The sequence below is a fragment of the Streptomyces coacervatus genome (assembly GCF_029223485.1).
Lineage (GTDB): Bacteria > Actinomycetota > Actinomycetes > Streptomycetales > Streptomycetaceae > Streptomyces > Streptomyces coacervatus.
Genome location: NZ_JARHTP010000009.1, coordinates 261,619 through 287,082 on the forward strand (window position 1 = coordinate 261,619; position 25,464 = coordinate 287,082).

The 25,464-nt window shown below is 71.4% G+C and carries 22 protein-coding genes; 10 read left to right on the forward strand and 12 right to left on the reverse strand.

Features of this window, described 5'->3' with window-relative positions; genetic code table 11:
- The first annotated feature begins 34 nt into the window (after positions 1-34).
- The 3 genes from P2Q00_RS23555 (at position 35) to P2Q00_RS23565 (ending at position 3,094) form a co-directional block, all read left to right on the forward strand.
- Positions 35-454, forward strand: coding sequence for a nuclear transport factor 2 family protein (locus P2Q00_RS23555; protein ID WP_275774648.1), 420 nt, complete (start codon positions 35-37; stop codon positions 452-454).
- 217 nt (positions 455-671) lie between these two features.
- Positions 672-2,003 carry a nitric oxide synthase oxygenase gene (locus tag P2Q00_RS23560; RefSeq protein WP_275774649.1) on the forward strand — a complete coding sequence of 444 codons (1,332 nt, stop codon included), beginning with the start codon at positions 672-674 and terminating at the stop codon, positions 2,001-2,003.
- A gap of 59 nt (positions 2,004-2,062) precedes the next feature.
- On the forward strand, positions 2,063-3,094 hold the full coding sequence (locus tag P2Q00_RS23565; protein ID WP_275774650.1) for a lactonase family protein: 1,032 nt from the start codon (positions 2,063-2,065) through the stop codon (positions 3,092-3,094).
- Positions 3,095-3,324: 230 nt separating this feature from the next.
- Here the strand turns inward: P2Q00_RS23565 and P2Q00_RS23570 are convergent, their stop codons facing one another.
- The 4 genes from P2Q00_RS23570 to P2Q00_RS23585 form a co-directional block, all read right to left on the reverse strand.
- Positions 3,325-4,248 (reverse strand): sirohydrochlorin chelatase, encoded by a 924-nt coding sequence (locus P2Q00_RS23570; protein WP_275774651.1) that lies wholly within the window; start codon positions 4,246-4,248, stop codon positions 3,325-3,327.
- A gap of 127 nt (positions 4,249-4,375) precedes the next feature.
- On the reverse strand, positions 4,376-5,359 hold the full coding sequence (locus tag P2Q00_RS23575; RefSeq protein WP_275774652.1) for an N-acetylglucosamine kinase: 984 nt from the start codon (positions 5,357-5,359) through the stop codon (positions 4,376-4,378).
- On the reverse strand, positions 5,356-6,033 hold the full coding sequence (locus P2Q00_RS23580) for a uracil-DNA glycosylase (protein ID WP_275774653.1): 678 nt from the start codon (positions 6,031-6,033) through the stop codon (positions 5,356-5,358). Before P2Q00_RS23580 ends, P2Q00_RS23575 begins: the two co-directional genes overlap by 4 nt.
- An 82-nt stretch (positions 6,034-6,115) precedes the next feature.
- The gene (locus P2Q00_RS23585; RefSeq protein ID WP_275774654.1) at positions 6,116-7,267 is read right to left on the reverse strand and encodes a WD40/YVTN/BNR-like repeat-containing protein; all 1,152 of its coding nucleotides are present in this window, start codon (positions 7,265-7,267) and stop codon (positions 6,116-6,118) included.
- 213 nt (positions 7,268-7,480) lie between these two features.
- On the opposite strand from P2Q00_RS23585, the gene P2Q00_RS23590 reads away from it, so the two are divergent.
- The 3 genes from P2Q00_RS23590 (at position 7,481) to P2Q00_RS23600 (ending at position 10,502) form a co-directional block, all read left to right on the forward strand.
- Entirely contained in the window at positions 7,481-8,065 is a 585-nt protein-coding gene (locus P2Q00_RS23590; RefSeq protein WP_275774655.1) for an Rv1733c family protein, read from the forward strand.
- 217 nt (positions 8,066-8,282) lie between these two features.
- Complete coding sequence (locus tag P2Q00_RS23595) at positions 8,283-9,110, forward strand: MIP/aquaporin family protein (protein ID WP_275774656.1); 828 nt, start codon at positions 8,283-8,285, stop codon at positions 9,108-9,110.
- A gap of 168 nt (positions 9,111-9,278) precedes the next feature.
- Positions 9,279-10,502, forward strand: coding sequence for an MFS transporter (locus tag P2Q00_RS23600; RefSeq protein WP_275774657.1), 1,224 nt, complete (start codon positions 9,279-9,281; stop codon positions 10,500-10,502).
- A gap of 58 nt (positions 10,503-10,560) precedes the next feature.
- On the opposite strand, the gene P2Q00_RS23605 is transcribed toward P2Q00_RS23600, so the two are convergent.
- From P2Q00_RS23605 to P2Q00_RS23620, 4 genes are all read right to left on the reverse strand, one after another.
- The gene (locus P2Q00_RS23605; protein WP_275774658.1) at positions 10,561-12,450 is read right to left on the reverse strand and encodes a phospholipase C; all 1,890 of its coding nucleotides are present in this window, start codon (positions 12,448-12,450) and stop codon (positions 10,561-10,563) included.
- A 197-nt stretch (positions 12,451-12,647) separates the two neighbouring features.
- Positions 12,648-13,871 (reverse strand): iron uptake transporter deferrochelatase/peroxidase subunit, encoded by a 1,224-nt coding sequence (gene efeB / locus P2Q00_RS23610; RefSeq protein WP_275774659.1) that lies wholly within the window; start codon positions 13,869-13,871, stop codon positions 12,648-12,650.
- On the reverse strand, positions 13,868-15,097 hold the full coding sequence (locus P2Q00_RS23615; RefSeq protein WP_275774660.1) for an EfeM/EfeO family lipoprotein: 1,230 nt from the start codon (positions 15,095-15,097) through the stop codon (positions 13,868-13,870). The genes efeB and P2Q00_RS23615 overlap by 4 nt, the downstream gene beginning before the upstream one ends.
- A 192-nt stretch (positions 15,098-15,289) precedes the next feature.
- Positions 15,290-16,957, reverse strand: coding sequence for a DNA alkylation response protein (locus P2Q00_RS23620; RefSeq protein WP_275774661.1), 1,668 nt, complete (start codon positions 16,955-16,957; stop codon positions 15,290-15,292).
- Between the two features lie 72 nt (positions 16,958-17,029).
- Between P2Q00_RS23620 and P2Q00_RS23625 the strand changes: the two genes are divergently transcribed.
- Complete coding sequence (locus tag P2Q00_RS23625) at positions 17,030-17,773, forward strand: PaaX family transcriptional regulator C-terminal domain-containing protein (protein WP_275774662.1); 744 nt, start codon at positions 17,030-17,032, stop codon at positions 17,771-17,773.
- 78 nt (positions 17,774-17,851) lie between these two features.
- Here P2Q00_RS23625 and P2Q00_RS23630 read toward each other — a convergent pair whose 3' ends face one another.
- Positions 17,852-18,655 carry a pectate lyase gene (locus P2Q00_RS23630; protein ID WP_275774663.1) on the reverse strand — a complete coding sequence of 268 codons (804 nt, stop codon included), beginning with the start codon at positions 18,653-18,655 and terminating at the stop codon, positions 17,852-17,854.
- Positions 18,656-18,687: 32 nt separating this feature from the next.
- A complete protein-coding gene (locus P2Q00_RS23635) occupies positions 18,688-19,665 on the reverse strand; it encodes a pectate lyase family protein (RefSeq protein ID WP_275774665.1) in 978 nt (325 codons plus the stop codon).
- A 356-nt stretch (positions 19,666-20,021) separates the two neighbouring features.
- Here P2Q00_RS23635 and P2Q00_RS23640 point away from each other — a divergent pair, with 356 nt between their 5' ends.
- Positions 20,022-20,381 carry a non-reducing end alpha-L-arabinofuranosidase family hydrolase gene (locus P2Q00_RS23640; protein WP_338059333.1) on the forward strand — a complete coding sequence of 120 codons (360 nt, stop codon included), beginning with the start codon at positions 20,022-20,024 and terminating at the stop codon, positions 20,379-20,381.
- Between the two features lie 60 nt (positions 20,382-20,441).
- Positions 20,442-21,755 (forward strand): extracellular catalytic domain type 1 short-chain-length polyhydroxyalkanoate depolymerase, encoded by a 1,314-nt coding sequence (locus P2Q00_RS23645; RefSeq protein ID WP_275774666.1) that lies wholly within the window; start codon positions 20,442-20,444, stop codon positions 21,753-21,755.
- 59 nt (positions 21,756-21,814) lie between these two features.
- On the opposite strand, the gene P2Q00_RS23650 is transcribed toward P2Q00_RS23645, so the two are convergent.
- Both P2Q00_RS23650 and P2Q00_RS23655 read right to left on the reverse strand, forming a co-directional pair.
- Positions 21,815-23,203: a nucleobase:cation symporter-2 family protein gene (locus tag P2Q00_RS23650; protein ID WP_275774667.1), complete on the reverse strand. Its 1,389-nt coding sequence runs from the start codon at positions 23,201-23,203 to the stop codon at positions 21,815-21,817.
- A 252-nt stretch (positions 23,204-23,455) separates the two neighbouring features.
- The gene (locus P2Q00_RS23655; protein WP_275774668.1) at positions 23,456-24,805 is read right to left on the reverse strand and encodes an FAD-dependent oxidoreductase; all 1,350 of its coding nucleotides are present in this window, start codon (positions 24,803-24,805) and stop codon (positions 23,456-23,458) included.
- Positions 24,806-24,995: 190 nt separating this feature from the next.
- Between P2Q00_RS23655 and P2Q00_RS23660 the strand changes: the two genes are divergently transcribed.
- Entirely contained in the window at positions 24,996-25,463 is a 468-nt protein-coding gene (locus P2Q00_RS23660) for a DUF6214 family protein (RefSeq protein WP_275774669.1), read from the forward strand.
- The last annotated feature ends 1 nt before the right edge of the window (position 25,464 follow it).

Sequence of the window (25,464 nt, forward strand, 5' to 3'; positions counted from 1 at the left end):
GAGACGGCACCGGGACAGCAAAAGAGGTGGCGTCATGGCACAGGCACCCGGCAGTCAGACCGGCCCGGACACGGTCCGCGAGTACGACGAGGTGCGCGGGGTCGTGCAGCTCTTCCTCGACGGCGAGGCGAAGGGCGACACCGCGAAACTCAAGGAAGCCTCGCACCCGGACGCCCGGATGTTCGGCTCGGTCGCCGGCACCCGCTACGACATGCCGATCGCGGAGTTCATCGAGCTGGCGGCGAAGGAGCCGGGCGACACGGGCAGCCACCGGGCACGCATCCTCTCGGTACAGCAGACGGGAGACGCGGCGGCGGCCGTGGTCGCCGAGGAGGGCTACTGGGGGTCGCTCTCCTTCGTCGACTACTTCCAACTCGCGCGTATCGGGGGGACGTGGAAAGTGGTCAGCAAGCTGTTCGCCCACACTTTCGGGGACGTGCCCCCATCGACGTAGCCCTTGTCCTCGGCGAAACGTCAAAACGCCGACTCCGCCCCTTCCCACCCCGAGGCACTTTTATTGGCCACCTAGAGGGTGGATCAGGCCACCCCTTGGGTAATCCCGCCGCTATCGGACGCCCGATCCCCGCGGCCGTGCGGGAGCGGTCCGCGGGTGAGCCTCCTGGGGGTGCACCATGCGCAACTTCCCGCGCAGCAACGGACATCGGAAACCCATGACCGACGCCGGAGGCTGCCCGCCGCCCGGGGCGGACGATCCGGGCGGGTGGTTGGAGCGGGTCGAGGCCGATGGTCGTCCCGAGGCTCGCGCGGCGCGTTCCGCAGTCGCCCAAGTGACCGGACTTCAGGGGCGGGTGCTGACCGGCGGCCTCGCAGACCCCGTACGACGCGACCCGCCGCCGTACGAACTCCTGCGCGCCGCCGCCGAGTTCCTCACCCTGCACCACACCGAGGAACGGCTCGGTGATCCCGCCCGCCGGATCGCCGCCGCGCACGCCGAGATCGCGGCGACGGGCACCTACCGCCACACCACCGAGGAGCTCGTCTTCGGTGCCCGGGTGGCCTGGCGCAACGCCAACCGGTGCATAGGGCGCCTGTACTGGCGGTCCCTGCGGGTTCGCGACCTGCGGGAGGTGCGCGGCGCGGACGCCGTGGCCGAGGCGTCCGCCGGGCATCTGCGGGAGGCGACCCGCGACGGCCGGATCCGCGCCCTCATCTCGGTCTTCGCCCCCGACGAGCCGGGCCGTCCCGGACCTCGCATCTGGAACGAACAGCTCGTCCGCTACGCCGGCTACACCCGTCCCGACGGCACGGTCACCGGCGACCCGCGCAACGCAGGTATCACCGCCCTCGCCCTCCGCCTGGGCTGGCCCGGCGGCCCCGGAACCCCCTTCGACAGGCTGCCGCTGATCGTCCAGGGCGCCGGCGAGGACCGGCCCGACTGGTTCGACGTACCGGACGACGCCGTACTCGAAGTCGACCTCACACACCCCGAATACACGTGGTGGCAGGAGCTCGGCCTGCGCTGGCACGCGGTGCCCGCGCTCGCCAACATGTGCCTGGAGATCGGCGGGATCTGCTATCCGGCGGCGCCCTTCAACGGCTGGTACATGGGCACCGAGATCGGCGCCCGCAACCTCGCCGACGCCGACCGCTACGACCTCCTGCCGCGCATCGCGGGCCGCCTCGGCCTGGACACCCGCACCGACCGCAGCCTCTGGAAGGACCGCGCGCTCGTCGAGCTGAACCGCTCGGTGCTGCACTCCTTCGACCGCGCCGGCGTCACCGTCACCGACCACCACACCGAGTCCCGGCGCTTCATCGACCACCTCGGCCGCGAGGAGCGCAAGGGCCGCCGGGTGGGCGCCGACTGGTCCTGGATCGTGCCGCCGATCTCGGGCAGCACCACGCCCGTCTTCCATCGCACCTACGACACCGTGGAGTGCCGCCCCGGCTATGTCCACCACCCCGAGGCCCTCGCGCGGGCCCGCGGCGAGACCGGCGCCGCCTCGCTTGTCCGTCGGCCAAATCCCCCGCGTATGGTCTAGACCGATGGTGATCGACTGCTAACGTCGCCCCGACGGCACAGGACCGAGAGGGGACTGCGGTGGCAGACGGCGGCAGGCGGCGGCGGGCTTTCATCGGGTCGTTCACGGCGGCGGGAGGCCCCGGTATCGTGACCGCGGCCGTCGCCCCGGACAGCGGCGCACTGACCGCCCTGAGCAGCGTGGACGGCGTACCCGACCCCTCGTACCTGGCGCCCGCGCCCGACGGGCGGACCCTCTATGCGGTCAGCGAGACCGCCGACGGCGCGGTGGCCGCCTACCGGGTCACGGGGGACCGGCCGGAGAAGGCGGGTGCGCCCGTGCCGGTCGGCGGGAGCGGCCCCACACACCTGAGCATCTTCGCCGGCCACGTCCTGACCGCCAACTACGGCTCCGGCAGCGTCACCGCCGTGCCCGTCCGCTCCGACGGCACCCTCGCGGGCACCGCCTCCGATGTCCTGCGGCACAAGGGCTCGGGCCCGCACACCCTGCGCCAGCAGGGGCCGCACGCCCACCAGGTGCAGCCCGATCCGAGCGGACGGTGGGCCGTCAGCGTCGACCTCGGCACCGACTCGGTGCGGGTGTGCACGCTGATCGGCGGCCGCCTCGAAGTGCACCGGGAGATCGCCCTGCGGCCCGGCTGCGGACCGCGCCACCTGGCCTTCCATCCGGACGGCACGCGCGCGTACGTCCTCAACGAACTGACACCGACCGTCACCGTCTGCCGCTGGGACGCTGCGCTCGGCTCCCTGGAGCCACTGACCGAGCGGCCAGTACTGCCCGGCGCCCCGACCGGCGACGCCTACCCGTCCGGCATCGTCACCTCGCCCGACGGCCGCTTCGTATGGACCGCCACCCGCGGCGAGGACGTCCTGTCCACGTTCGCCGTCGAGGGTGACGAGCTCCGGCTGATCGGCACGGTCCCCTGCGGCGGCCACTGGCCCCGCGCACTTGCCGAGTCCGGAGGCTTCCTTTACGCCGCGAACGAGCGCTCCGGCGAGGTGACCTGGTTCGCGCTCGACCAGGCCACGGGCCTGCCGCGCTACGAGGGCGCCCTCGCCGTCCCTGCCGCGTCCTGCGTGGTCTTCGGCTGAGCTGCATGTCGATGCGGCAGCCGCGCCCCAAAGGGGCGCGGGGCTGTGTCGATATGCGGCTCAGCCGCGGGGCGCGACCAGCCACGACAGGCCCCCAGACGATCCACAGCCAATCGTGGCCCCGCGGCGGAGCGGCTCCGCAGCCCGGCGCACGCCGAAGGGCCCGCTCCGGTGCGTGGAGCGGGCCCTTCGGCGTTCGTGCATTTTGAGCAGCGGAGCTGCCATGCGCCTCAGCGGACCGGCGCGCCCTGCGGCTGCGGCGGGGCGATGCCCAGGGCCGTCGTGTACTTGGCCAGCGCGAGCTTGCCGATCGCCGGGTAGGGGCCGAGCGCCTCGGCGGCGGAGCAGCCCGCCTCCTTGGCCGCCTCCTCGATCAGGCCCGGGTCGATCTCCGGCCCTATCAGGTAAGGCGCGAGCGCCAGCTGCTGCGAGCCCGAGCCGCGCAGCTGCTCGGCGACGGCCGCGATCGAGCCGTCCTGGTCCAGAGCCGCGGCCATGACCGGCACGGCGAGACGCGCGGCGAGCAGCATGCCGGTGATCCCGGCCGCCTGAACGGCCTCGTCACCGCCCACCGAGGCCAGGATGATGCCGTCCGCGGCGGTCGCCACCGTGAACAGGCGAGCGCGGTCCGCACGGGCCAGTCCGGCCTCCGACAGGCGCACATGCAGCCCCTCGGCGAGCAGTGGGTGCGGGCCCAGCACATCGGTCAGGTCGGCCGCGACCCGGCTGTCCATCACGGCCTGGCGGATACGGCGCAGCAGTGCACCGTCCGGGCCGGCCAGCAGCGGTACGACGACGGCGACGGGGCCGTCCGGCTCCTTGACGTCCAGACCGGCGGCGCGGGCGTGCTCGTAGCGGGCCGCACGCTCCTCGGCGGCGTGCGCGAGCACGGCCTGCAGCGTGGGGAACTCCGCCTCGTCCCCCTCGAGGTACCCGATCCGCGCATCGAGGCCGGGGAGCTCGGAGCGGGCGATGCTCACGACTTCCTCGGCGAGGCTGCGGGTGGCGGCGCCGGGAGTGCCCGGCACCGCGAGCACAAGCGCGGGCGCGCCCTCGGGAGCCGCCAGTGGCTCGGGTCGGCGGTGCCGCCCGGGCTGGCGAGGTCGCGGCATTCGTACTGGCAGGCCGGACGCGGGCCCAGTGGGGGAGCTCATGGCGACGCATGTTACTGGCTTCCTGGGCTCCCCTGTTCGGGGAGGGTGCAGGTGAGCGGTTTCTGTCCCATTTTGTCTGATGAGTTACAAGCGGATCAGAAATGATCAGGGGGCAGAGGGAGGGAAGTCAGTCCCCCTCCGGGGTCAGCACGGACAGCATCACCCCGTCACCCGGCAGGGTGAGCGTGCCCGCGGCGACGTCGGTCGCGATGCGCAGCGCACCCGTGAGCGGATCGCCCGCGGCCGTCACCCGCCGCGCGTGCGGCAGCACTCTCGTCAGCTGTTCTTCCAGCGGTACGAGCAAGGGCGCGCCCATCTTCAGGAGGCCGCCTGTGAAGGCGACTTGGGGCTCGCCCTCGGCCGGGCACACCGCCGCGGCCGACTCGGCCATGTGCCGGGCCGCCGCTCGCAGGATGCCTTCGGCGACCGGATCGTCCGTGGCGCAGGCGGCAACCTGGGGCGCGAAGGAGGCGAGGACGGCGGGGCGGTCCGGGCGCGGGTACAGCTGCCCGGGCAGCTGCGGCATGGGGCCGAACGACTCCTCGGCGCGGGCCAGTAGAGCCGTCGATCCGCCGGGCCGCCCGTCGTAGGCGCGCAGCGCCGCCTCCAGCCCGGCCCGCCCGATCCAGGCGCCGCTGCCGCAGTCGCCCAGCAGATGCCCCCAGCCGTCCGCGCGACGCCAGCGGGTCAGGTCGCTGCCGATGGCGATCAGGCCCGTGCCCGCGGCGACCACGGCACCGGGGTTCGCTCCGAGCGCACCCGTGTAGGCGGTGACCGCATCAGCGGCCAGGGCGACCGTCCGAATGCCGAACTCGCGCCTCAGGGCGGCCGGGAGCTCGGCGCGCAGGCCGTCGCCCAGGGAGACGAGCCCGGCGGCACCGACGGCGGCCGCGCGCAGCTCCGTCACACTGCTCTCGGCGAGCAACACCCGGACCATGGGCACCAGTTGCTCCATCAGATGCCCGGGGTCGATGCCTCGCGCCCCGGTGCGCACCGGCTGCGGCGAATCGCGCTGCGCCAGGGCGGCCCGGTGGACGTCGGCGACCACGACACGCAGGCCGGAGCCCCCGGAATCGACGGCGAGGACACCGACCGTGTCCGCACCGCTCACGGCAGGCGCCAGTCCACCGGCTGTCCACCCTGTCCGATCAGGAGGTCATTGGCCCGGCTGAACGGGCGCGAACCGAAGAAGCCGCGGTCGGCCGACATCGGGGAGGGGTGGGCGGACTCCACCGACGGGAGGCTGCCGAGCAGCGGGCGCAGATTGCGGGCGTCCCGGCCCCAGAGGATGGACACCAGGGGCTTGCCACGCCCGGCCAGTGCACGGATGGCCTGCTCGGTGACCTCCTCCCAGCCCTTGCCGCGGTGCGCGCCGGGCTTGCGCGGGGCGGTGGTGAGCGCCCTGTTGAGCAACAGCACGCCCTGCTGGGTCCACGGGGTCAGATCGCCGTTGGAGGGCTGGGGCATTCCTATGTCGGTGTTCAGCTCCCGGAAGATGTTGATGAGGCTGCCGGGCAGCGGACGCACCTCGGGCGCCACCGAGAACGACAGCCCCACCGCATGCCCCGGCGTCGGATACGGGTCCTGTCCGACGATCAGGACGCGTACGTCGTCGAAGGGCTGCTGGAAGGCCCGCAGAACATTCGCTCCGGCCGGCAGATAGGTCCGCCCCGCGGCGATCTCCGCACGCAGGAAGTCCCCCATCCCGGCGATCCGTCCGGCCACGGGCTCCAGGGCCTTCGCCCAGCCCGCCTCGACGATTTCATGCAACGGTTGTGGTGCCACGGCCGTCACCCTACTGCCGTAAGGGCGACGGAGATCAACCGGTGGCCAAGGCCGTGCGATCCCCCCGCGGGAGTCATCAGGTTCATCCGACCACCGCGGCCCGCACGCACAGCACGTCCGGCAGATGCGACACCAACTGCCGCCAGCTGTCGCCGTCGTCGGCCGATGCGTACACCTCGCCGTTGCGGTTGCCGAAGTACACGCCCGCGGGATCCGCGCCGTCGGTGCACATCGCGTCGCGCAGCACCGTGCCGTAGTGGTCCTCCTGCGGCAGGCCCGCCGACAACGGCTCCCAGCTCTTGCCCGCGTCGGCCGTGCGGAAGACCCGGCACCGGTGGCCGGCGGGCACCCGGTCCGCGTCCGCGTTGATCGGGAACACATACGCCGTGTCGCCGCGGCGCGGATGGGCGACCGCGGCGAAGCCGAAGGTGGACGGAAGGCCTTCGCCGATGTCGGTCCAGTGCCCGCCCGCGTCGTCGCTGCGGTACACGCCCCAGTGGTTCTGCAGATACAGGCGGTCCGGGTTGGCAGCGTCCCGCGCGACCTTGTGGACGCACTGCCCGAACTCCGGATTCGGATCGGGCAGGAACACCGCGGAGACACCGGAGTTGGACGGCGCCCAACTCGCCCCGCCGTCAGCGGTCCTGAACACCCCGGCCGTCGACACGGCGACCGTCACCGCCTGCGGGTCGCGCTTGTCGGTGAGCACGGTGTGCAGGCCCTCACCGCCGCCGCCCGGCACCCACTTCGAGCGGGTGGGATGCTCCCACAGGGGGCGCACCAGCTCGAAGGTCTCCCCGCGGTCCTCGGAGCGGTACAGCGCGGCCGGCTCCGTGCCCGCGTACACCACGTCCTGTTCCGCGGCCGCCGGGTGCAGCTGCCACACCCGCTCCAGTGAAGCCCCGGTGTCCTTGGGGAACTTGACGGCCGGCTGGGCCGGTTCCGTCCAGGTGCGGCCCAGGTCGTCGGAGTGGAACACGGACGGGCCCCAGTGGGCGCTGTCGCCGCCGGCCAGCAGACGCGGACGCTCGCCGCGGGTGTCGACGGCGACCGAGTACACGGCCTGCGCGTTGAAGTAGGGACTCTCGTCGAACTCCCATGCGCCACCGCGCCGGCGCCCGATGAACAGGCCTTTGCGCGTGCCCACGGCGAGCAGTACCTCGGTCATGCCGATCACCTCCGCTGTGCCTTCGGCGTCATTGCCCCAGACACCCGCCAGTCTGCACCCCGCCACTGACAGTCACCTCTGATATTGCAATCGCCGCAGGTCACAGCGGTGGTGGCGGCTTCAGCGGCGATAACCGGCCCCGTTTGCGAAGACGCCTGCGCGACCGACGGGACCCGTGCGACCGTCGAGTCGGTGGAGTCGACCTGAGCAGCCGGCGGCCTTCGCCCGTATGGGAGGGAGGTTCCGGGTGATCGTGCGCTCATGAGGAGGATGCCTTCGATGGCGTTCCGTGGTCCGAAGGTGTGGCTGTGGCGCTGGCGGCGCAACCCGCTCAGGCGTCGCGCCGACGCGGTGGAGGCGTGGGTCGTGCTGGGTGCCTGGCTGGTCACCGTCCTGGCAGGGGTGCTCGCCGGTCTGACGGCCACCAGATCCGTCGAGGACGGTCTGGCCCGCGAGCGCGTGGAATGGCGGCAGGCCGCGGCCCGGCTGACGGAGAAGGCGCCCGGAACGGCCTCCGACCACCCCTCCACCTCCAGCGGCGAACAGGTGTGGGGAAACGTGCGCTGGACCGCTCCGGACGGCTCCACGCACACGGGGCAGGTCCGGGTCGCCCCCGGCAGCGGCGCCGGCACGGCGGTCACCATCTGGACCGACCCGCAGGGCCACCTCGTCTCCAGGCCCGCCACCGCCGCCCAGGCCCAGCTGCGGTCCTCGCTGATCGGCGTTCTGGTCGGCCTGAGCGCCGCGGCGGTGCCCTTCATCGGCGGCCGCGTCCTGTGCGGCCGTCTGGAACGCCGCCGCCTGTCCCGATGGGACACGGAGTGGGCCCGCTTCGGGCCCCTGTGGGGGCGCAAGACGAGCTGACGATCCGGCTCGCGACGGCGCCGCGGGAGGGCGTCGCGCTGCGGGCTCATGGTCCCTGTGCCATCGTCGTAGGTGACGCCCCGACGGCGGCGCATGCAGGCGTTGTGTCAGAGCGGAAGTGGTGGCGGTTGCTCCAGTTGATGCTGGGCCCCTGGACGCCTCGCGCCTGACAACTACCCTCGCGGACACAACCATTTCTGGCGGAAGGCGGTGCCTCATGGCGGAGCAGACTTCCAGAAGGGGACTGGTCGGCGAACTGTCGGCGGAGTTCCTGGGCACCATGATCCTGATCCTGTTCGGCTGTGGTGTGGTCGCCCAGGTCGTGGCCGGCGGCTACGGCGACCATGACAGCATCGCCTGGGCCTGGGGTCTCGGCGTCACGATGGGCGTGTACGTCGCCGCCCGGCTCAGCGGCGCCCATATCAACCCCGCAGTCACCCTGGCCCTGGCCTGCTTCAAGGGCTTCGAGTGGAAAAAGGTCGTGCCGTACTGGGTGGCGCAGACCGCGGGCGCTTTCGTCGCCGCGCTGCTGGTGCGCTGGAACTACACCGAGGTCCTCGCCAAGACGGACCCCGGCCACACCATCAAGACACAGGGCGTCTTCTCCACCCTCCCGGGCAACGGCGTCCTCCCGGTGAGCGAACTGGGCGCCCTGCGCGACCAGGTGATCGGCACCGCCATCCTGGTCCTGGTCATCTTCGCCGTCACCGACCTGCTCAACACCCCGCCCGGCGCCAACATGGCCCCGTTCATCATCGGTCTGCTGGTCGTGGCGATCGGCATGGCCTGGGGCACCGACGCCGGCTACGCCATCAACCCGGCCCGCGACTTGGGGCCGCGGCTCGCCAGCTACTTCACCGGGTACGGGACCGCCTGGCGGGACCAGTACGGCAACCTCTACTTCTGGGTGCCGATCATCGGGCCCCTGGTCGGCGGCCCGGTCGGCGCCGCAATCTACAAGCTGTTCATCTCGCCGTTCCTGACCGGTACGGAGGAACAGGAGCCGGGCGACATCCCGACACCCGACGCCACCAAGACGGAGTAGCGGCGACGACCCCACCGAGCCGGGCGGGCGCCGGCGCCCAGTAGTCGCGCCTGCCGCCCGCCCGGCCGCTCTCGGCCCGAAGGGTGCAGTTACCGTCGTACGAGGCGGTGTGCGCCCGTTCGCGCAGGGCGACGAAGTGCCGCACGCCGGGCGAGGAGCGCCACGGGCATGCGCGCGACGGGCGGCAGGGCCACACCGGAGGCCGCGGCGGCCGGGCCGGGGATGCGTCCGTGGCGGTTCGTCGTCGCCTTCGGCACGGTCAGTCTGCTGGCCGACTTCGTCTACGAGGGCGCCCGTTCCGTCACCGGCCCCCTGCTCGCCTCGCTCGGCGCGTCCGCTCTGGTCGTCGGCGTGGTCACCGGAGTCGGCGAGGCCGCCGCGCTGGTGCTGCGGCTGGCCTCCGGGCCGCTGACGGACCGCACCCGCCGCTTCTGGGCGTGGACGATCGCCGGATACACGCTCACGGTGGTCTCCGTGCCCGTACTCGGTCTGAGCGGGGTGCTGTGGGTGGCGAGCGCGCTGGTGATCGCCGAACGCGTCGGCAAGGCGGTGCGCTCACCGGCCAAGGACACCCTCCTGTCGCACGCCACCGCCGCCACTGGCCGCGGCCGTGGCTTCGCCGTCCACGAGGCGATGGACCAGGTCGGTGCTCTGATCGGCCCACTGGTGGTGGCCGGGATGCTGGCCGCGACCGGCGACGACTACGCGCCCGCACTGGGCGTCCTGGCCGCCCCCGGAGTGGCCGTACTGGCCCTGCTGGTGTGGCTGCGCCACCGGGTGCCGGATCCGGCAGCCTACGAGTCCGGACCGCAGCCCACGGCCGCCGTGGCGCAGGACGGACGGGAGCGCCTGCCGCGCGCCTTCTGGGCGTATGCCGCCTTCACCGCCGCGACGCTGGCCGGGTTCGCGACCTTCGGCGTGCTCTCCTACCACCTGGTCCAGCGGCATCTGCTGCCCACCGCCGCGGTGCCGGTGCTGTACGCCGCCGCCATGGGCGTCGACGCGCTCGCCGCGCTGGCCACCGGCTGGGCCTACGACCGGCACGGTGCCCGCACCCTGGCCGTACTGCCCGTCCTCGCCGCCGGTGTGCCCCTGCTCGCCTTCACCGACACCGTCGCGGCGGCCGTGGCCGGCGCGCTGCTGTGGGGCGCCGCCATGGGCGTACAGGAGTCGACATTGCGGGCCACGGTCGCCGACCTCGTCCCGCCAGGGCGCCGCGCCACCGCGTACGGCGTGTTCGCCGCCGTGGTGGGCGCGGGCACGCTGGTCGGCGGTGTCCTCGCGGGAGCCCTGTACGCCCGCTCGATCCCGGCGCTGATCATCGTCACCCTGGTCATCCAGGCCCTGGCGCTCGTCCTGCTCGCCGTCACCCGCCCGGGGCGTCCGTCCTGAACAGCGCGGACGGGCCGCGGGCGAGTGCCCACGGCCCGTCCGATGCAGGCTCAGGCTCCTACCGGGCCGCGGCCGCGGGCCCGATGCGCCGCTTGCGGCGGTGCAGGGCGAAGGCGGTGCCGGTGACGCCGGCGGTGAGGAGACCGGCGGCGACGGCTATCGGCAGAGCCTGGGAGGCGGAGCCGGAGTCGGCGACGTTCTGTGCCTTGAGGTCCTGGACGTAGGGCGGGTAGGCGCCCTGGGCGGAGACGGCGGTCGCCGTCCCGCTGTGGTGCGGGATGCCCTTCACGGACTTGACCGAGCCGTCCGTGTTCAGCAGCACCTGCTTGTTGTTGGGGTGCTTGAAGTCGAACAGGCCGCTCAGGGAGCCGGAGCGCCGGTCGAAGGAGGCGTCACCGATGCGGCCGGTGTGCCAGTTGTTCTCGATGAACCGGGTGATCGACGCCTGCTCGGTGGCGGTGTGGTCGACCGAATTGACCTTGCTGTAGGGGGAGATGACCAGCAGCGGCTGCCGGGTGCCGGGGCCGCAGCGGTCCGCGTAGCCGCCGGCCGGGGCCGGGCCGGACTGGCAGGCGGGGCTGTCCAGGGCCTTGCCGTTGGAGCCGGTGGTGGAGTCCTTGGAGCCGTTGAGCACCTTGGCGGCCACGTGGTCGTACCAGCCGTCGGAGTCGTCGTAGGCGAGTACGACCGCGGTGGACTTCCACTGCGGCGACTGCTGCAGCGCGTTGATCTCCTTGATCAGGAAGTGCTGCTCGTCCGTCGGGTCCGAGTAGCCGGCGTGACCGTCCTGGTACTCGGCCGCCTTCAGGAAGCTCACCCCGGGCAGGCTGCCGGCCTTGAGGGCCGCGTCGAAGTCCGTCAGGTCGTAGTTGTGGTTGGCCCGGCCGCCGTGTCCGATCTCGGCGACGCTCTTGGGGGCCAGGTGGTGCGGGTTGGACGTCGACTTGTAGTACTCGAACGGCGAGTGGTGCGGGCTGTAGTCCTCCGACGCCGCGCCGCCGATGTTGGCGTGGGTGGTGCCGCCGCACTTGGCGTAGTCGCCCTGCTTGCCGTCCCAGGCGGTGCTGGGCCGGAAGCCGCCCTGGAACCAACCCCAGCTCACACCCCTGGAGTTGAGCAGGTCACCGATGTTCTTGCCCTGCATCACCGCCAGGGCGTTGGTCGAGGTGTGGTCCTTGTCCGAGCAGTCGTCGAAGGCGGGGTCCGGGTCGTTCACCAGCGTGCCGACGCCCTTGGCGTCGGGGGAGAGGACCGTGTACGGGTCCGGCTTCGCGGTCTGCTTCGGGTCCTCCGTGCCGGAGGCCGGGTCGACGGAGATCACGCCGTGGGTCTGGCCGGAGATCAGGTTGAGCGCGCCGGGTGTGGAGGGCCCGTAGACCGAGCTGAACGACTTGTCGTTCAGGGCGTAGTGCTGGGCGTAGTTCCACAGCGCGGTGACGGTGTTGCCGTCGTAGTAGTCCATCACCAGGCCGGGCTCGCCGAAGAGCCCGCTGCACTTGTTGACCTCGGTGTTCTCGACGTACTTGTCGGCCTTGCCGCCGTTCGCCGCGTACTGCTCGGGGCCGTAGGAATGGTTCTGGTCGCAGGTCATGGCCTGCGAACTGGCCAGCCGCTTGGGCTTGTAGAGGTTCGGGTTCTTCTCCAACAGCCCGGCGTTGAGGAGGTTGTCCGCCTTCGGCGTGTGCGCCGCCGCCTTGAAGGTGGTGCCGTCGGTGTTGGCGGCCTTCGGATAGGTGGCGAAGTAGTGGTCGAACGAGATGTTCTCGTCGTAGATCACCACCAGGTGCTTGATCGGCGTCGCGGTGTGCCCGCCGGAGTGGTCCTGACCGCCGGAGGCCGCCATGGCGGGGACGGCACCGCCCGCGCTCGCCAGGGCCGCCGCACCGAGCAGGGCGCCCACGCGGGTCAAGCGGCGCCGCGCCCTTGAGGTTCTACCTGTGCCGATCATGCTGTCTCGCCTTCCGAGAGCACTGAATTCCACTGCATCCCATGGCCAATTGCATCCGTGGCCATGACATCTACGGCTGGATCCTGGGCAATGGTGGCGGCGGGGCGGCGGAGCGGCAATGACGGGTCAGCGAATGTTCGGTCAGGAAATCCTCATCGTCTTTTGGCGTGCTCTTGACCGGTGCCTGCGGGGCGGGTTCAGGCCAGCAGTGTCCGCCCCAGCCAGTCGGAGCCGTCCCGCACACCGGGCAGGGCGAAGAAGTAGCCGCCGCCGAACGGGGTGATGTAGTCGACCAGCGGCTCGCCGGCCAGCCGCTTCTGCACCGTCTCGAACTGGCGGGCAAGGTCCTGCTGGTAGCAGCAGAACAGCAGGCCCATGTCGAGGTTGCCGTTGCTGTCCGTGCCGCGGTCGTAGTTGTAGCCGCGGCGCAGGATGCGCTGGTCGTCTGTGGCGCCGGTGCGCGGGTTTGCCTTGCGTATGTGGCTGTCCAGGGGGATCACATCGCCCTGGGGGTCCTGCGGGTAGTTGGGGGTGTCGCTCTCGTGGCGTCCGTCCAGGGGTGCGCCGGTGTCCCGGGCGCGGCCGAACATCCGCTCCTGCTCTGTGATCGACACCCGGTCCCAGAACTCCACCAGCATGCGGATCAGCCGTACGACCTGATAACTGCCGCCGACCGCCCACTCCGGCTCGCCCGCGCCGCCGCCCACCCACACCAGGCGGTCCATCGCGCGGGTGTCGCGCCGGTCGGGATTGGCGATGCCGTCCTTGAACCCCATGTGGTTGCGGGGCGTGCCCGAGGGGCGCGGCGGGCTGATGAAGCCGTCCATGCGCCAGCGCACCTGCATACCGCCGCGGGTGTGCCGGGCGAGGTCGCGCAGGGCGTGCAGCACCGTGTCCTGGTTGCCGGCGCACAGCTGCACGCTCAGATCGCCGTGGCACCAGGCGGCATCCAGGTCGTCGTCGGGGAACGACGGCATGGCGGTGAGCCGGTGGGGCTTGCGGGAGCCCAGGCCGTACCGTTCGTCGAAGAGCGAGGCGCCGACGCCGACGGTGACGGTCAGGGCGTCCGCGGGGACCTCCGGGCCGAGGGTGCCGGAGTCGGCGGGCGGGGCGGTGATGCCCGGTTCGTCCGGGCTGCCACCGGCCGTGAGAAACCTGGCCCGCTCCGTCAACGTCCGCAGAAGATCCGCCAGTTCACGGCGGTTGTCCGCGGTCGAGTCGAAGGACACGAACGCCGCGGCGCGCTGCGCCGGAGTGACAATGCCGGCCTGATGCCGCCCGTGAAAGGCCACCCGCGCACTCTCCCGGGGCTGCGCCGCGGCGGAGGCGGCCCCGCGGTCGGCGGCCACCAGCCCGGTCCCGGCGATGGCGGCGGCGCCGGTCAGGAGGCCGCGGCGGGCGATGTCGGGTGCCGGGGTCATGCGGTTCTCCGTACGTCGGTGAGGGCGGCTACGGCGGAGAGCCGCTCGACCAGCTCGCCCACATCCGCGTCGGTCTTCTCCCGCTGGGCGCGGCCGAGTCGGTCCAGCGGTGTCCAGCGGCCGTCGTGTTCGCCGCCGGAGAGGGTGCGCCGGGTGCGGGCCATCCAGGAGTCGAGGCCGGACAGGTCGGTATGGCGGGTCTTCAGCAGCGGCCGCAGATACCCGAGCAGCACACGGGTGCCGTCGAGGTTGGCGCGGGCGGTGGCCAGATTGGTGCCGCTGCCGTAGTCGGTACGGCCGGTCAGCTCGAACTGCACGGTGTTCTCCAGGATCTCGTGCGCACGCAGACCGACGTCGGCCGGATCCATCCGCTGGTCGGGCCAGCTGTCGCGCAAGGCGTGCACGGCCTTGGCGAGCCGGCCGGCCGGACCGCGCAGACTGCTCGCGGACTCGCCGTGCCACAGCCCGTACTCGAGCCGGTGGAACCCGGTGAAGTCGGCATCGTGGACCCCGCCGGACAGCCCGGCCGTCGTGCCGTTGATCGCCGAGTCCGCGTCGCCGAAGGTGCCGTAGGCGGCACCCATCCGCTCGTACACGAGGTGCGCGGGAAGCCAGGCGGCGCGGGCGGCCGCCAGGTCCCCGCGGTCGATCGCGTCGCGCAGCACATCGGTCTTCTGCGCCAGCTCGACCGTGCGGGCTTGGATCCACTTCTGATAGGCGAGCGTGGGCGGGATCAGCTCCTGCTGGGTCACCGGGAGGGCCGCCGGACCGCTCTTCACATGCCCGCCGGTTATGTGCACGGTGGGGCCTGTGACGGCGTCCGCGTCGTCGGGCAGGCATTTGAAGGCGTACGCGCCGTTGCCGAGGGTCACCCGTATCGGGCGCTCGGTACCCGGCGCCAGCCCCTCGACCTCGCCATAGACCGCGCCCGTCCTCGCGTCGGTCAGATAGACCTCGGCCGCTGTGCCGGAGGTGTTGTGCAGATCGAAGACCTGGCGGCCCGGTTCGGGGTGGGTCCAGCCGCGGCCGCAGGCGGCGGACGTCACCTCGACGGTGGTGTGCCGCACCCCGTCGGCCGTCCTCGCCTGTTGCCGCCCCTCGCCGAAACCACCGGCAGCCAGCACCGCGGCCGCCATCGCTGCCGCGGTGGCCAGGGCGCCGCCCGCGAGCAGCGCGGTGCGCCGCCCGGCCGGCGGTGTCGGCGGACCGGATGCGGTTTCGGGCATGCCGGCCCTCCTTGAAGTCGTACGAACGAGTCGGCGCCGAATGATCCTAAGCAGGCCGCCGGCCCGCGACCGCGTTCCTGACCGGCTTCTGACCGGAGGGAGGGCCAGAATTCGTCCGCGGTTCACTCGCCCGTCCGGCGGCGTGCCGGTGCCTCACCCGCGGCGATTGCGCCCCGGAGGGCACCTTGTGGCTCAACTCCCGCCCGGCAGCGCCCGGTTCAGAACGGCGTCCAGATCGACGGCGTCCGGCAGCGTGCCGAAGGCGTGTCCCCAGTCGCCGCCCAGCCTGCTCGCGCAGAAGGCGTCGGCGACGGCGGGCGGGGCGTGCCGGACCAGGAGGGAGGCCTGCAGGGTCAGAGCCATCAGCTCCACCAGGCGGCGGGCACCGGACTCGGACCCGCTCGCCAGCTGGCTCTCGAGCCGGACCACGGCGGCGTCCAGCCGGGCGTCCGCCCCCCGCGCCAGGCTGAGCTCGCCGAAGAGGGCCTCCGCGGTACCGGCCTCACGCGTCAACGCCCGTAGTACATCAAGGGCGTTGACGTTCCCGGACCCCTCCCAGATCGACAGCAGCGGAGCCTCCCGGTAGTGGCGGGGCATGCCCGACTCCTCCACATAGCCGTTGCCGCCGAGGCACTCCAGGGCCTCCGCGGTGAAGGCCGGTCCCCTCTTGGTGACCCAGTACTTGCCCACGGCGGTCGCGATCCGCCGGAACGCCGCCTCGCCGGCGTCCCCGCGCACCGCCCGGTCCGCCGCGCCCGCCAGCCGCAGCGTGAGCGTCGTGGCGGCCTCCGACTCCAGCGCCAGGTCCGCCAGGACGTTGCGCATCAGCGGCTTGTCGATCAGCCGTGCCCCGAAGGCGCTGCGATGGCGCACATGGTGGCCCGCCTCGACGAGCGTCTTGCGCATCAGCGTGGCCGACATCATCACGCAGTCGAGCCGGGTGCAGTTGACCATCTCGATGATCGTCTTGACGCCCCGGCCCTCGGGCCCGACCAGCCAGCCCACGGTCCCGTCGAACTCCGGCTCGGAGGAGGCGTTGGACCGGTTGCCCAGCTTGTCCTTGAGCCGCTGGATGCGGAACGTGTTGCGGCTGCCGTCCGGCAGGATCCGCGGCACCAGGAAGCACGACAGCCCCTCCGGAGCCTGCGCCAGCACCAGGAACACATCGCACATCGGCGCCGACGTGAACCACTTGTGCCCGCGCAGCTGGTACACGCCGGGCTCGGCGGTCGGCCACGCCGTGGTGGTGTTCGTACGGACGTCGGAGCCGCCCTGCTTCTCGGTCATCCCCATGCCGGCGAGCAGACCGCGCTTCTCGGTCGGCACACGGAGCCCCGGCTCGTACTCCCGGCTGGTCAGCAGGGGTTCGTAGATCTTCGCGAGCTCGGGCTGTGCACGCAGGGCAGGTACGGCCGCGTACGTCATCGACGTGGGACAGCCGTGCCCCGCGTCGGTGTGCCCCCACACCAGCCCGCCCGCGGTACGGGCGACATGGGCCCCGGCCCGGTCCTCCGCCCACGGAGCGGCGGCGAGGCCCTCGGCGACCGCGGTCCGCATCAGATGGTGCCAACTCGGATGGAAGTCGACCTCGTCGACGCGATTGCCGTAGCGGTCGTGCGTGCGCAGCACCGGCTCGTGCACGTTGGCCTGCTCGGCCCACTCCTGCGCCTCGGCACTCCCGGCCCGCAGGCCGAGCCGCCGGACGCCCTCCTCGGCCCATCCGGCGCCCTCCCGGTGCAGCGCCTCCATCAGGGCCGTGTCCTCGGAGGCGTCGTACGGCGTCAGGGCGGGGGGCTGGTTGGTGACGTCATGGGTGGCGTACTGGCGGCGGGGCTGCGCGGGTGCGGGTGTCGAGACCATACGGCCATGTTGCATGTTTTCTGCGACCGTAGCAATGATGCAACAAGTTGTGCGCACGTAAAGTACCGGGCCATGCGGATGAACCTGTCAGTGGAGTCCGGCGAGCTGGACCTGCCGCCGCTGTCCGCGCGGTCGGTCGTGCTGAGCCTGCTGCTGGGCACGCACCCGCCGGAGCTTCCGGTGAAGGAGCTCGTCCGCGCGGTCGAGCCCTTCGGCGTGGGTGGCTCCACGCTGCGTGCCGCCCTCAGTCGCATGGTGGCCGCCGGTGACCTGCGGCGCACCGACTCCGTCTACCGGCTCAGCGACCGTCTGCTGGCCCGCCAGCGCCGCCAGGACGAGGCGGTGGAGGCCTGCACGCGCGCGTGGGACGGCGACTGGGAGATGGTGGTGATCACGGCGACCGGCCGCGGCCCCGCCGAACGCGCCGACCTGCGCGCCCGGTTGACCACCCTGCGCCTGGCCGAACTGCGCGAGGGCGTGTGGCTGCGCCCCGCCAACCTCAGCCGGCCCCTGCCGGACGACCTGGAGGAGGTGGCCCAGTCCTACACCGCCCGCCCCGACCGGCCCGTGCATCAACTGGCCGCGCAGCTGTGGCCGTTGGACGCCTGGGTCGCCACGGCCCACGCCCTGCTCGCCCATGTCGCTGAGGCGCACCGCCCGGCCGACCGCTTCACCGTCTTCGCCGCGGTCGTCCGCCATCTGCTGGCCGACCCCGTGCTGCCGCCGGAACTCCTCCCTGCCGACTGGCCGGGCGCGACGCTGCGTGCCGCGTACGCGGCGTACCAGGGGGAGATCACCCGGTCGATCGGGCACTGAATCCGTCACTGGCACGACGGCGGCCGTACGAAGCGCCGTGCGGGTGCGCTTCGTACGGCCGGGTTCACCGTGGGGGGCCTACTTGTAGGTGATGTCCGAGCTCGCGTACTTGCAGTACGTGCCGTCGGGGCCCGAGCCGTTCTTGGGCGGCTCCGCCCCCGTGTTGTTCCCGATGTACTTCTGGCAGGGCACGATCTTCTTGCTGCTGTCCCCGACGATCGTGATCTTCTTCAGGGTCGCGCTGTCGCCGTAGTTGGTGTTGATCCCGACCAGCGCACCGCCCTTGTAGGTGGCCTCGATGGTGTTGAGGTTGATGGTCCGCTTGTACTGCGTCTTGCAGTTGCCGCAACTGCGCACCAGCTTGCCGAAGTTCTGCACCGCGAAGTTGGAGACGTTCAGCGTCCCGGCGCCGTTGAACTGGAACACCTTGTCGCTGGCCTCCTTCGCGCCGCCGCCGGAGACGGTGTACACGTTGGACGAGGAGGAGCCCCGGAACGTCGCCGCGTCCTCGCCGACGTCCTCCCACCACACGTTCTGCAGGGTGCAGCTGCCCTCGCAGTGGATGCCGTCCGCCGCGGGGGCGCCGATGATGACGTTCTTCAGGACGGTCCCGGCCGCCAGGTCCAGGATCGGGTCCTGGTCCTCGCTCTGGCCGCCGGTGCCCAGGTCTCCGCTGCCGTAGAGGCGCTTCATCCCGTAGTCCTTGGTGCCGGACAGCTTGATCGTGGCGGTGACGGCCTGGCTGCCGTTCGCGGTGGGCCAGGTGGCGGCGTTCGCGGACGACGCACCATCGGTCATGATCATGCCAACCGAGAGGCCGAGTGCGGCCAGTCCTCCGGCGAGTGCGCGCCGGCGGGCGCGCGGGTGTGCTGGTGAAGTCATGTCCCGATGCCTTTCTCGGGGTGGGGGGTGGGTCAGAGCTTTCCGGCGCCCGCGCCGCCGGTCACCGAGGCGACGACGGAGGAGGCGGGCTCGGCGGTGTAGCTGTAGGGCGGGCTGGTGAAGGTGCCGACCTGCGAGATCTCGGTCGTGGCTCCGCCGAGGTCGTTTCCGGACAGGTTGGCGTAGCCGTCCTCGTCGCTGTCGCGGTTGGTGGTGACGGCGACCTGGGTGTCGCGGAACACGTTGTTCTGCACGAGCATCTGGGCGCCCATGCGGGAGTGCACCGCGGTCTCGGCGCCGACGACGTAGTTGTCGTAGAAGTGCCCGGTGCCGAAACGCAGGCTGGGAATGCGTGAGTTGACGTTGTTGAACCAGTTGTGGTGGTACGTCACCCGCAGATGCCCGGTGTCCTCGCTCGCGTTGCTGTCGCTGTGCCCGACGAGCGAGCCCTTGTAGTGGTCCTTGAAGGTGTTCCAGGAGACGGTGACGTAGTCGGCGCCGTGAGTGATGTCGACCAGGCCGTCGTAGTAGTCCTTGCCGTGGTCGCGGTCCGAGGAGAGCGAGTTGTGGTCGATCCACACCTTCGTGGAGGCCTGGACGGTGATCCCGTCCGTCTTGACCGCCTTGCTGATGTTCAGATTGCGGATGACGACGTTGGACACCTTCTTCAGGCGCAGCCCGCCGCCGGTGAACCCGGAGGACGAACCGACGCCCAGCACCGTGGTGTTGGAGCCGATGTCGACCTGACCGCTCAGCGAGATCAGGCCGCTCACCTTGACGACCTTCGCGGCGCTGCCGGAGACCGCCGACTTGAAGGCGTCCAGCGTGGAGACGGTGACCGCGGTGGCGTTCCCGCCGCCGGTCGTCCCGGCGCCGAACCCGACCGGCGAGGACTCGGCTGCCCCGGCCGACTGGGGGAGCGTGAGGGCGGACACCGTCGCGAGGGCGGCCGCCGCGGCCACCACCAGGGCGGACCTTTGCGCGTGTGTACGTGGGGGGTGAGTACGCATGCGGGTGCGTCCCTTCAGGAGGACTTGCTCGATCGTGTACATGAACGATGTACGCCATGCTGAACGCTGCGCGCGAGCGGCGGTGACCGCGCAGGCCTGAAAGGGCGCCTACCGGTCACACTGCTGAACGGAACGTAGGGGGCAAGCGCTTTCTAGTCAACGCTTTGCGCAGAAGACATCAGGGAAGGCCTGGTGGGCGACAAGGGCTGTCTCAAACCGCGCGGAACGGCTGCGGCGAAGTCGCGTGGGAGCGCTTCCATGACGGTCGTGTCCATGCCACCATGCGGGGCGGACGCTTCCCGAAAGGGGCGAGTCGATTGGCACGTCTACATGACCACCGCCGACACCTCCGGGCGGTGGAGCCTGGCCCACACCAGCTTCGCCGACTTCGCCCAGGCGGCGGCCGCCCCGCAGGCCTTCTGTTCTTCTCGGACGACAACGGCCACGAGTACCGCGCGCGGACCACGGTCACCGAGTCCCCGCACGGCTTGGCCACCGGGTCGGACTGGCGCCGCTACTTCCGGGCCTGGACCGCCGACAGTCTCTCCGGCGCCTGGACACCGCTCGCCGACACCGAGGCCAATGCCTTCATCCGCTCGAACAACGTGACCTTCGCGGGCGGACAGCCCGCCTGGACGAGCGACAGCGCGAGCGGCGACTACTCCCAACTCCCTTGGCACCTGGGGTTGTTGACCCGTACGAACTCCTCCTGCTGAGACCGCCCCCGCTGAGAACTCCTCCTGTCGAGAAACTCCTGTCGAGAAAAGAGCAACGACGTGCCCACCCCCACCCCCACCTCCACCGGAAGACTCCTGCGGACGGCGCTTCTGGCACTGGTCGCCGCGCTGGTGCCGTTACTCGCCGCGGTGACCCTCACCGCACCCCCGGCCGCCGCCGCACGCCCCGCCGTCCCCACCGCGACCCTCACCGAGGTCACGGACTTCGGCACCAACCCCAGCAGTCTGCGGATGTACCTGTACGTGCCGGACAGCGTCACAGCGCACCCCGCGGTCGTCGTGGCCGTGCACTACTGCACCGGCTCCGGACCGGACATGTACAACGCCACCGAGTGGCACCAACTGGCCGACACCTACGGCTTCGTCGTGATCTACCCGTCGGTCACCCGCGCCAGCAAGTGCTTCGACGTCTCCTCGCCGCAGGCCCTCAAGCGCGACGGCGGCAGCGACCCCGTCGGCATCAAGTCGATGATCGACTGGGTCACCCACACCTACTCCGCCGACACGACGAAGATCTACGCCACCGGCATCTCCTCCGGCGCGATGATGACGAACGTCCTGCTGGGCGACTACCCCGATGTGTTCGCGGCCGGCGCCGCCTTCTCCGGCGTGCCCTTCGGCTGCTTCGCCACCACGGACGGCTCCGAGTGGAACAGCGCGTGCGCGAACGGCACCGTCACCCACACCCCGCAGGAATGGGGCGACCCGGTCCGCGCCGCCCATCCGGGCTATGCCGGCCACCGCCCCCGCATGCAGCTGTGGCACGGCACCGAGGACGCGACGCTGCGCTACCCGAACTTCGGGGAGGAGATCAAGCAGTGGACCAATGTCCTGGGCGTCGCCCAGACCCCGGCCGCCACCGACTCGCCCGTCTCCGGCTGGACCCGCACCCGCTACGGCGCCACCGGTGACCAGGCCCCCGTCGAGGCCATCAGCCTCCAGGGCGTCGGCCACAACCTCTACAGCTACGGCATGGCGTCCCGAGCGCTGACCTTCTTCGGCCTCGACAGCTCCGGCCCCGCACCCCAACCCCCGCCCGGCGCCTGCAAGGTGACCGCCACCACCAACGCCTGGAACACGGGCCTGACCGCCTCCGTGACCATCACCAACACCGGCCCGACGACGATCAACGGCTGGCAGCTCGCCTTCACCCTGCCCGCCGGGCAGGCCATCACCAACGGCTGGGGCGCCGGCTACGCACCGGCGACCGGCGCGGTGACGGCCACGAACGCCTCGTACGACGGCACACTCGCCCCGAACGCGAGCGTGACGATCGGCTATCAGGCGAGCCACACGGGCAACAGTGCGGCTCCGGGCGCCTATACGCTCAACGGGACGTCCTGCACGGCGTGAGCAGATCGTGCGAGAGCTCGCCACCGACGGCGGCGAGCTCTCCTGTCGGCAGGGACGACCTAGACGGCCTCTTCCCGGGGCTTCTCGACGCCCTGCTCGCCGCCGCCGCTCGGCAGGCCGTCCGCCTCGGGAGCGGCTGAAGTCGCCTTCGAGGGAAGGTGGTTGAAGAGCAGGTTGAGCACGATCGCCGTCAGACAGCCCGCGCTGATACCGCTGTTCATCACCGTCTGGAACCAGTCCGGGAACTTCGCGTAGATCGTCGGCACCCCGACCGGCAGCATGCCGACAGCGACCGAGACGGCCACGACGGTGAGGTTGTGGTTGTCCTTGAAGTCCACCTGGGCGAGGGTCCTGAGGCCGCTCGCGGCCACCGTCCCGAACATCACCAGGCCCGCGCCGCCCAGCACCGGCGCCGGAACGGCCGCCACGATCGCGCCCAGCTTGGGCAGCAGACCGAGCAGGACCAGGATGCCGCCCGCGGTGGCCACCACCCAGCGGCTGCGCATCCGGGTCATGCCGACGAGGCCCACGTTCTGCGCGTACGCCGTGTACGGGAAGGTGTTGAAGACGCCGCCGAGGACGGTGGACAGACCGTCGGCCCGCAGTCCGTCCGCCAGTGAGCGCGGCTCGACCTTGCGGCCTGTCAGTTCACCGACCGCGATCAGGTCACCGGTCGTCTCGGTCATCGCCACCAGGGCCACGACCAGCATCGAGACGATCGCCGACGCGTGGAAGACGGGCGCCCCGAAGTGGAACGGCGTGCTGATGCCCACCCAGTCGGCGTCACCGACCCCGCTGAAGTCCGTGAACCCGAAGGGGACCGCCACCGCCAGCCCCGCCGCTATCCCGATCAGCACCGCGATCCGGCTCAGGAACACCGGCGCGAACCGCTGCACACCCAGGATCGCCACCAGCACGAAACCGGCCAGCGCCAGGTTCTTCGGCTCCCCGAAGTCCTTCGAACCCACCCCGCCCGCGGCCCAGTTGCCCGCGACCGGCAGCAGTGACACCCCGATGATCAGGATCACCGTGCCGGTGACCAGCGGCGGGAAGAAGCGCAGCAGCTTCCCGAACACCGGCGCCAGCAGCACGATCGCCAGCCCCGCCATGATGACCGAGCCGTAGATCGAGGGCATCCCGTCGCCTTTGGATCCGATGAGCACCATCGGCGACACGGCCGCGAACGTACAGCCCTGCATGATCGGCAGCCGCACCCCGAACCGCCAGAAGCCCACGCACTGGATGAGCGTCGCGATGCCGCACACCAGCAGATCTGCGGTGATCAGATACGCCAGGTCGGCGGGCGACAGCTTCATCGCACTGCCCACGATCAGCGGCACGGCCACCGCGCCGGCGTACATCGCGAGCACGTGCTGCAGACCGAAGGCGGCCAACTGCCGTACGGGTGGGACCTCGTCGACGGGATGGACAGGGGTGGTCGTGGCCATGGGCACTCCAGAGCGGCGGCGGGGGAGGGGGGGACATCCGAACAGCACGAGACCGTATGGGGTTTGAACAGTTTGTTGATTTCCGTGTTGTTGCCGATGTGTGTCCTGCCCACTCGACGGCTTGCGACTCTGCTAGGCGCTCCGCGGGGTGTGCGGGGGTGCCGTCGGTCGTCTGCGGCGTCGTCGTGGCTGGTCGCGCAGTTCCCCGCGCCCCTTTGGGGCGCTGCCGAACCGTAGCGCCTTCATGGAGCCTTACTGCTGTGAGCCGGTCGCCCGCGCCGCCGTCAGCAGTGACTCCCAGTCTGCCAGCTTGACGACACTGCGCCCGAGCGAGGCCCCGAGGGCCGCCTCGGCCCGCTCGATCGCCTGCCACCCCGCCCACTGGACCGGCTCGATCCCTGCCCTGCGCAGCAGTGTGAGGGGATCTTCCAGGAGTTCCTTGCGTACGAGCACGGAGGCGTCCTCCAGCAGCGACAGCACCGTCTCCTTCGCGCACGGACGGTTGGTGCCGATCACGCCCGTCGGGCCGCGCTTGATCCAGCCGGCCACGTACTCGCCCGGGGCGACGACGCCCGCGCGCAGGACGCGCCCGGCCAGATGGGGCACGGTGCCGCTCGCCGCGTCGAACGGCAGCCCCTCCAGCGGCACCCCGCGATAGCCCACCGAACGCAGCACCAACTGCGCCTCGATGTCCTCGTACCGTCCGGTGCCCGTCACACCGCCCCGTCCGTCGGGCGCCGTCCGTTCGAAGCGCACCGCACCCACGCGTCCGCCGGCGGCGAGCAGTTCGACGGGCCGCAGGAAGAAGCGCAGCCGGATACGGTGCGGGGCGTCCTCGGGAGGTTTCTGGGCCCAGCCGCGCAGCACCTCCACGTTGCGGCGCGGGACTGCGGGCAGCGCGGCGGGCTCCACGTAAGCCGGATCCAGCGCCAACTCCGCCGGATCCACGGTGAGTTCGGTGTCCGGAAGGCCGCCCAGTTCGCGCAGTTCCTTGGTGGTGAAGCGGGCCTGGGACGGGCCGCGGCGGCCCACCATGTGGATGCCGCTCACCCGGCTCGCGGCCAGCGAGCTGAGCGCCGCCTGCGGCATGTCGGTCGGGCTCAGCTCCGCCGGGCCCCGGGCCAGCATCCGTGTGACGTCCACCGCGACGTTCCCCACGCCGATGACCACGGCGGACCGGGCGTCGCGTACGAAATCGTCGTCGGCGGAGTCCGGATGGGCGCTGTACCAGGACACGAACTGCGTCGCCGACCAGCTCCCCGGCAGATCCTCGCCCGGGATCCCCAGATGGCGGTCGGTGGCGGCGCCCACGCAGTACACGACCGCGTGGTACCACTCGCGCAGCCGGGCGGCCGGCAGTCCGCCGGGGCCGACCTGGATGCCGCCGAGGAACCGCACCCGCTCGTGCTCCAGGACCGTACGCAGGTTGTTCTGCAGTGATTTGATCTTCTCGTGGTCCGGCGCGACGCCGTAGCGCACCAGGCCGTAGGGGCACGGCAGCCGGTCCAGGACGTCGACGAGCACCCCGGAGTCCAGCTGGACGAGGTTCTGGGCGGTGTAGACCCCGCTCGGCCCGGAACCGACGACGGCGACACGCAACACGGCGGAACTCCTTACGAGAGGAGATCGCTGACGGCTCCAGGATCGCACCGCCCGTGCTCCGCTGACAGGGTGCAGGCGCGGCGCGGACGTGCGTGTCCGCTCTTGCTGAATGTGATCAAGTGGTTACGTTCCGCGTGTGCTAGACGCATCCTTTCTTAATCTTTCTGATCGTTGTCCGACGGACGGCACGGTGTCCGTATGGCCCGCGTGGGAAGTGCGGGAGGACGAGCGCGCCACCTCGTGGTTCACCGTCCGGCTTGCGTTCACCGACGGTGCCCGGATCGACGCGCTTGCCGTGGTCTGTGAGGGCTGTGCCTCGCTGGAGGAGGTCCGGTCCCAGCCGGCCCTGTCCCTGCACGACCTCGCCGAGCTTGCCGACTGGATCGAGGAGCCGCTCTTCGAGGCGTGCGGCCCCGGGGCGGATCCGGCAGCCGGGAGCGGCGGATCCGCCGTCGCCCGGCGGGCCCGGCCTGCCTGGCCTCACGGCGTCGAGGGCCGCTGGCTCGTCGCCCAGGAGTACCGCGCGGCGCAGGAAGGGGGCTTCGACCCGGTCCTCGCGGTCATGTGCGCGACCGGCCACAGCCGCCGCAAATCACTCAGGCTGATCTCGCAGGCACGCGAGTCGGGGTTTCTGGCGCCACGTCATGCACGGCGCTGAC

What these genes read in the sequence shown, in the direction of transcription:
- efeB (WP_275774659.1), bottom strand. Translation starts at nt 13,871, where the DNA reads ATGACCCCGGCACCCGACATCGCCCGCCGCGGCCTCCTGACCGGCGCC.
- P2Q00_RS23595 (WP_275774656.1), top strand. Translation starts at nt 8,283, where the DNA reads ATGGCGGAGCAGACTTCCAGAAGGGGACTGGTCGGCGAACTGTCGGCG.
- P2Q00_RS23625 (WP_275774662.1), top strand. Translation starts at nt 17,030, where the DNA reads ATGCGGATGAACCTGTCAGTGGAGTCCGGCGAGCTGGACCTGCCGCCG.
- P2Q00_RS23650 (WP_275774667.1), bottom strand. Translation starts at nt 23,203, where the DNA reads ATGGCCACGACCACCCCTGTCCATCCCGTCGACGAGGTCCCACCCGTA.
- P2Q00_RS23615 (WP_275774660.1), bottom strand. Translation starts at nt 15,097, where the DNA reads ATGCCCGAAACCGCATCCGGTCCGCCGACACCGCCGGCCGGGCGGCGC.
- P2Q00_RS23620 (WP_275774661.1), bottom strand. Translation starts at nt 16,957, where the DNA reads ATGGTCTCGACACCCGCACCCGCGCAGCCCCGCCGCCAGTACGCCACC.
- P2Q00_RS23590 (WP_275774655.1), top strand. Translation starts at nt 7,481, where the DNA reads ATGGCGTTCCGTGGTCCGAAGGTGTGGCTGTGGCGCTGGCGGCGCAAC.
- P2Q00_RS23605 (WP_275774658.1), bottom strand. Translation starts at nt 12,450, where the DNA reads ATGATCGGCACAGGTAGAACCTCAAGGGCGCGGCGCCGCTTGACCCGC.
- P2Q00_RS23570 (WP_275774651.1), bottom strand. Translation starts at nt 4,248, where the DNA reads ATGAGCTCCCCCACTGGGCCCGCGTCCGGCCTGCCAGTACGAATGCCG.
- P2Q00_RS23560 (WP_275774649.1), top strand. Translation starts at nt 672, where the DNA reads ATGACCGACGCCGGAGGCTGCCCGCCGCCCGGGGCGGACGATCCGGGC.
- P2Q00_RS23555 (WP_275774648.1), top strand. Translation starts at nt 35, where the DNA reads ATGGCACAGGCACCCGGCAGTCAGACCGGCCCGGACACGGTCCGCGAG.
- P2Q00_RS23635 (WP_275774665.1), bottom strand. Translation starts at nt 19,665, where the DNA reads ATGCGTACTCACCCCCCACGTACACACGCGCAAAGGTCCGCCCTGGTG.
- P2Q00_RS23600 (WP_275774657.1), top strand. Translation starts at nt 9,279, where the DNA reads ATGCGCGCGACGGGCGGCAGGGCCACACCGGAGGCCGCGGCGGCCGGG.
- P2Q00_RS23630 (WP_275774663.1), bottom strand. Translation starts at nt 18,655, where the DNA reads ATGACTTCACCAGCACACCCGCGCGCCCGCCGGCGCGCACTCGCCGGA.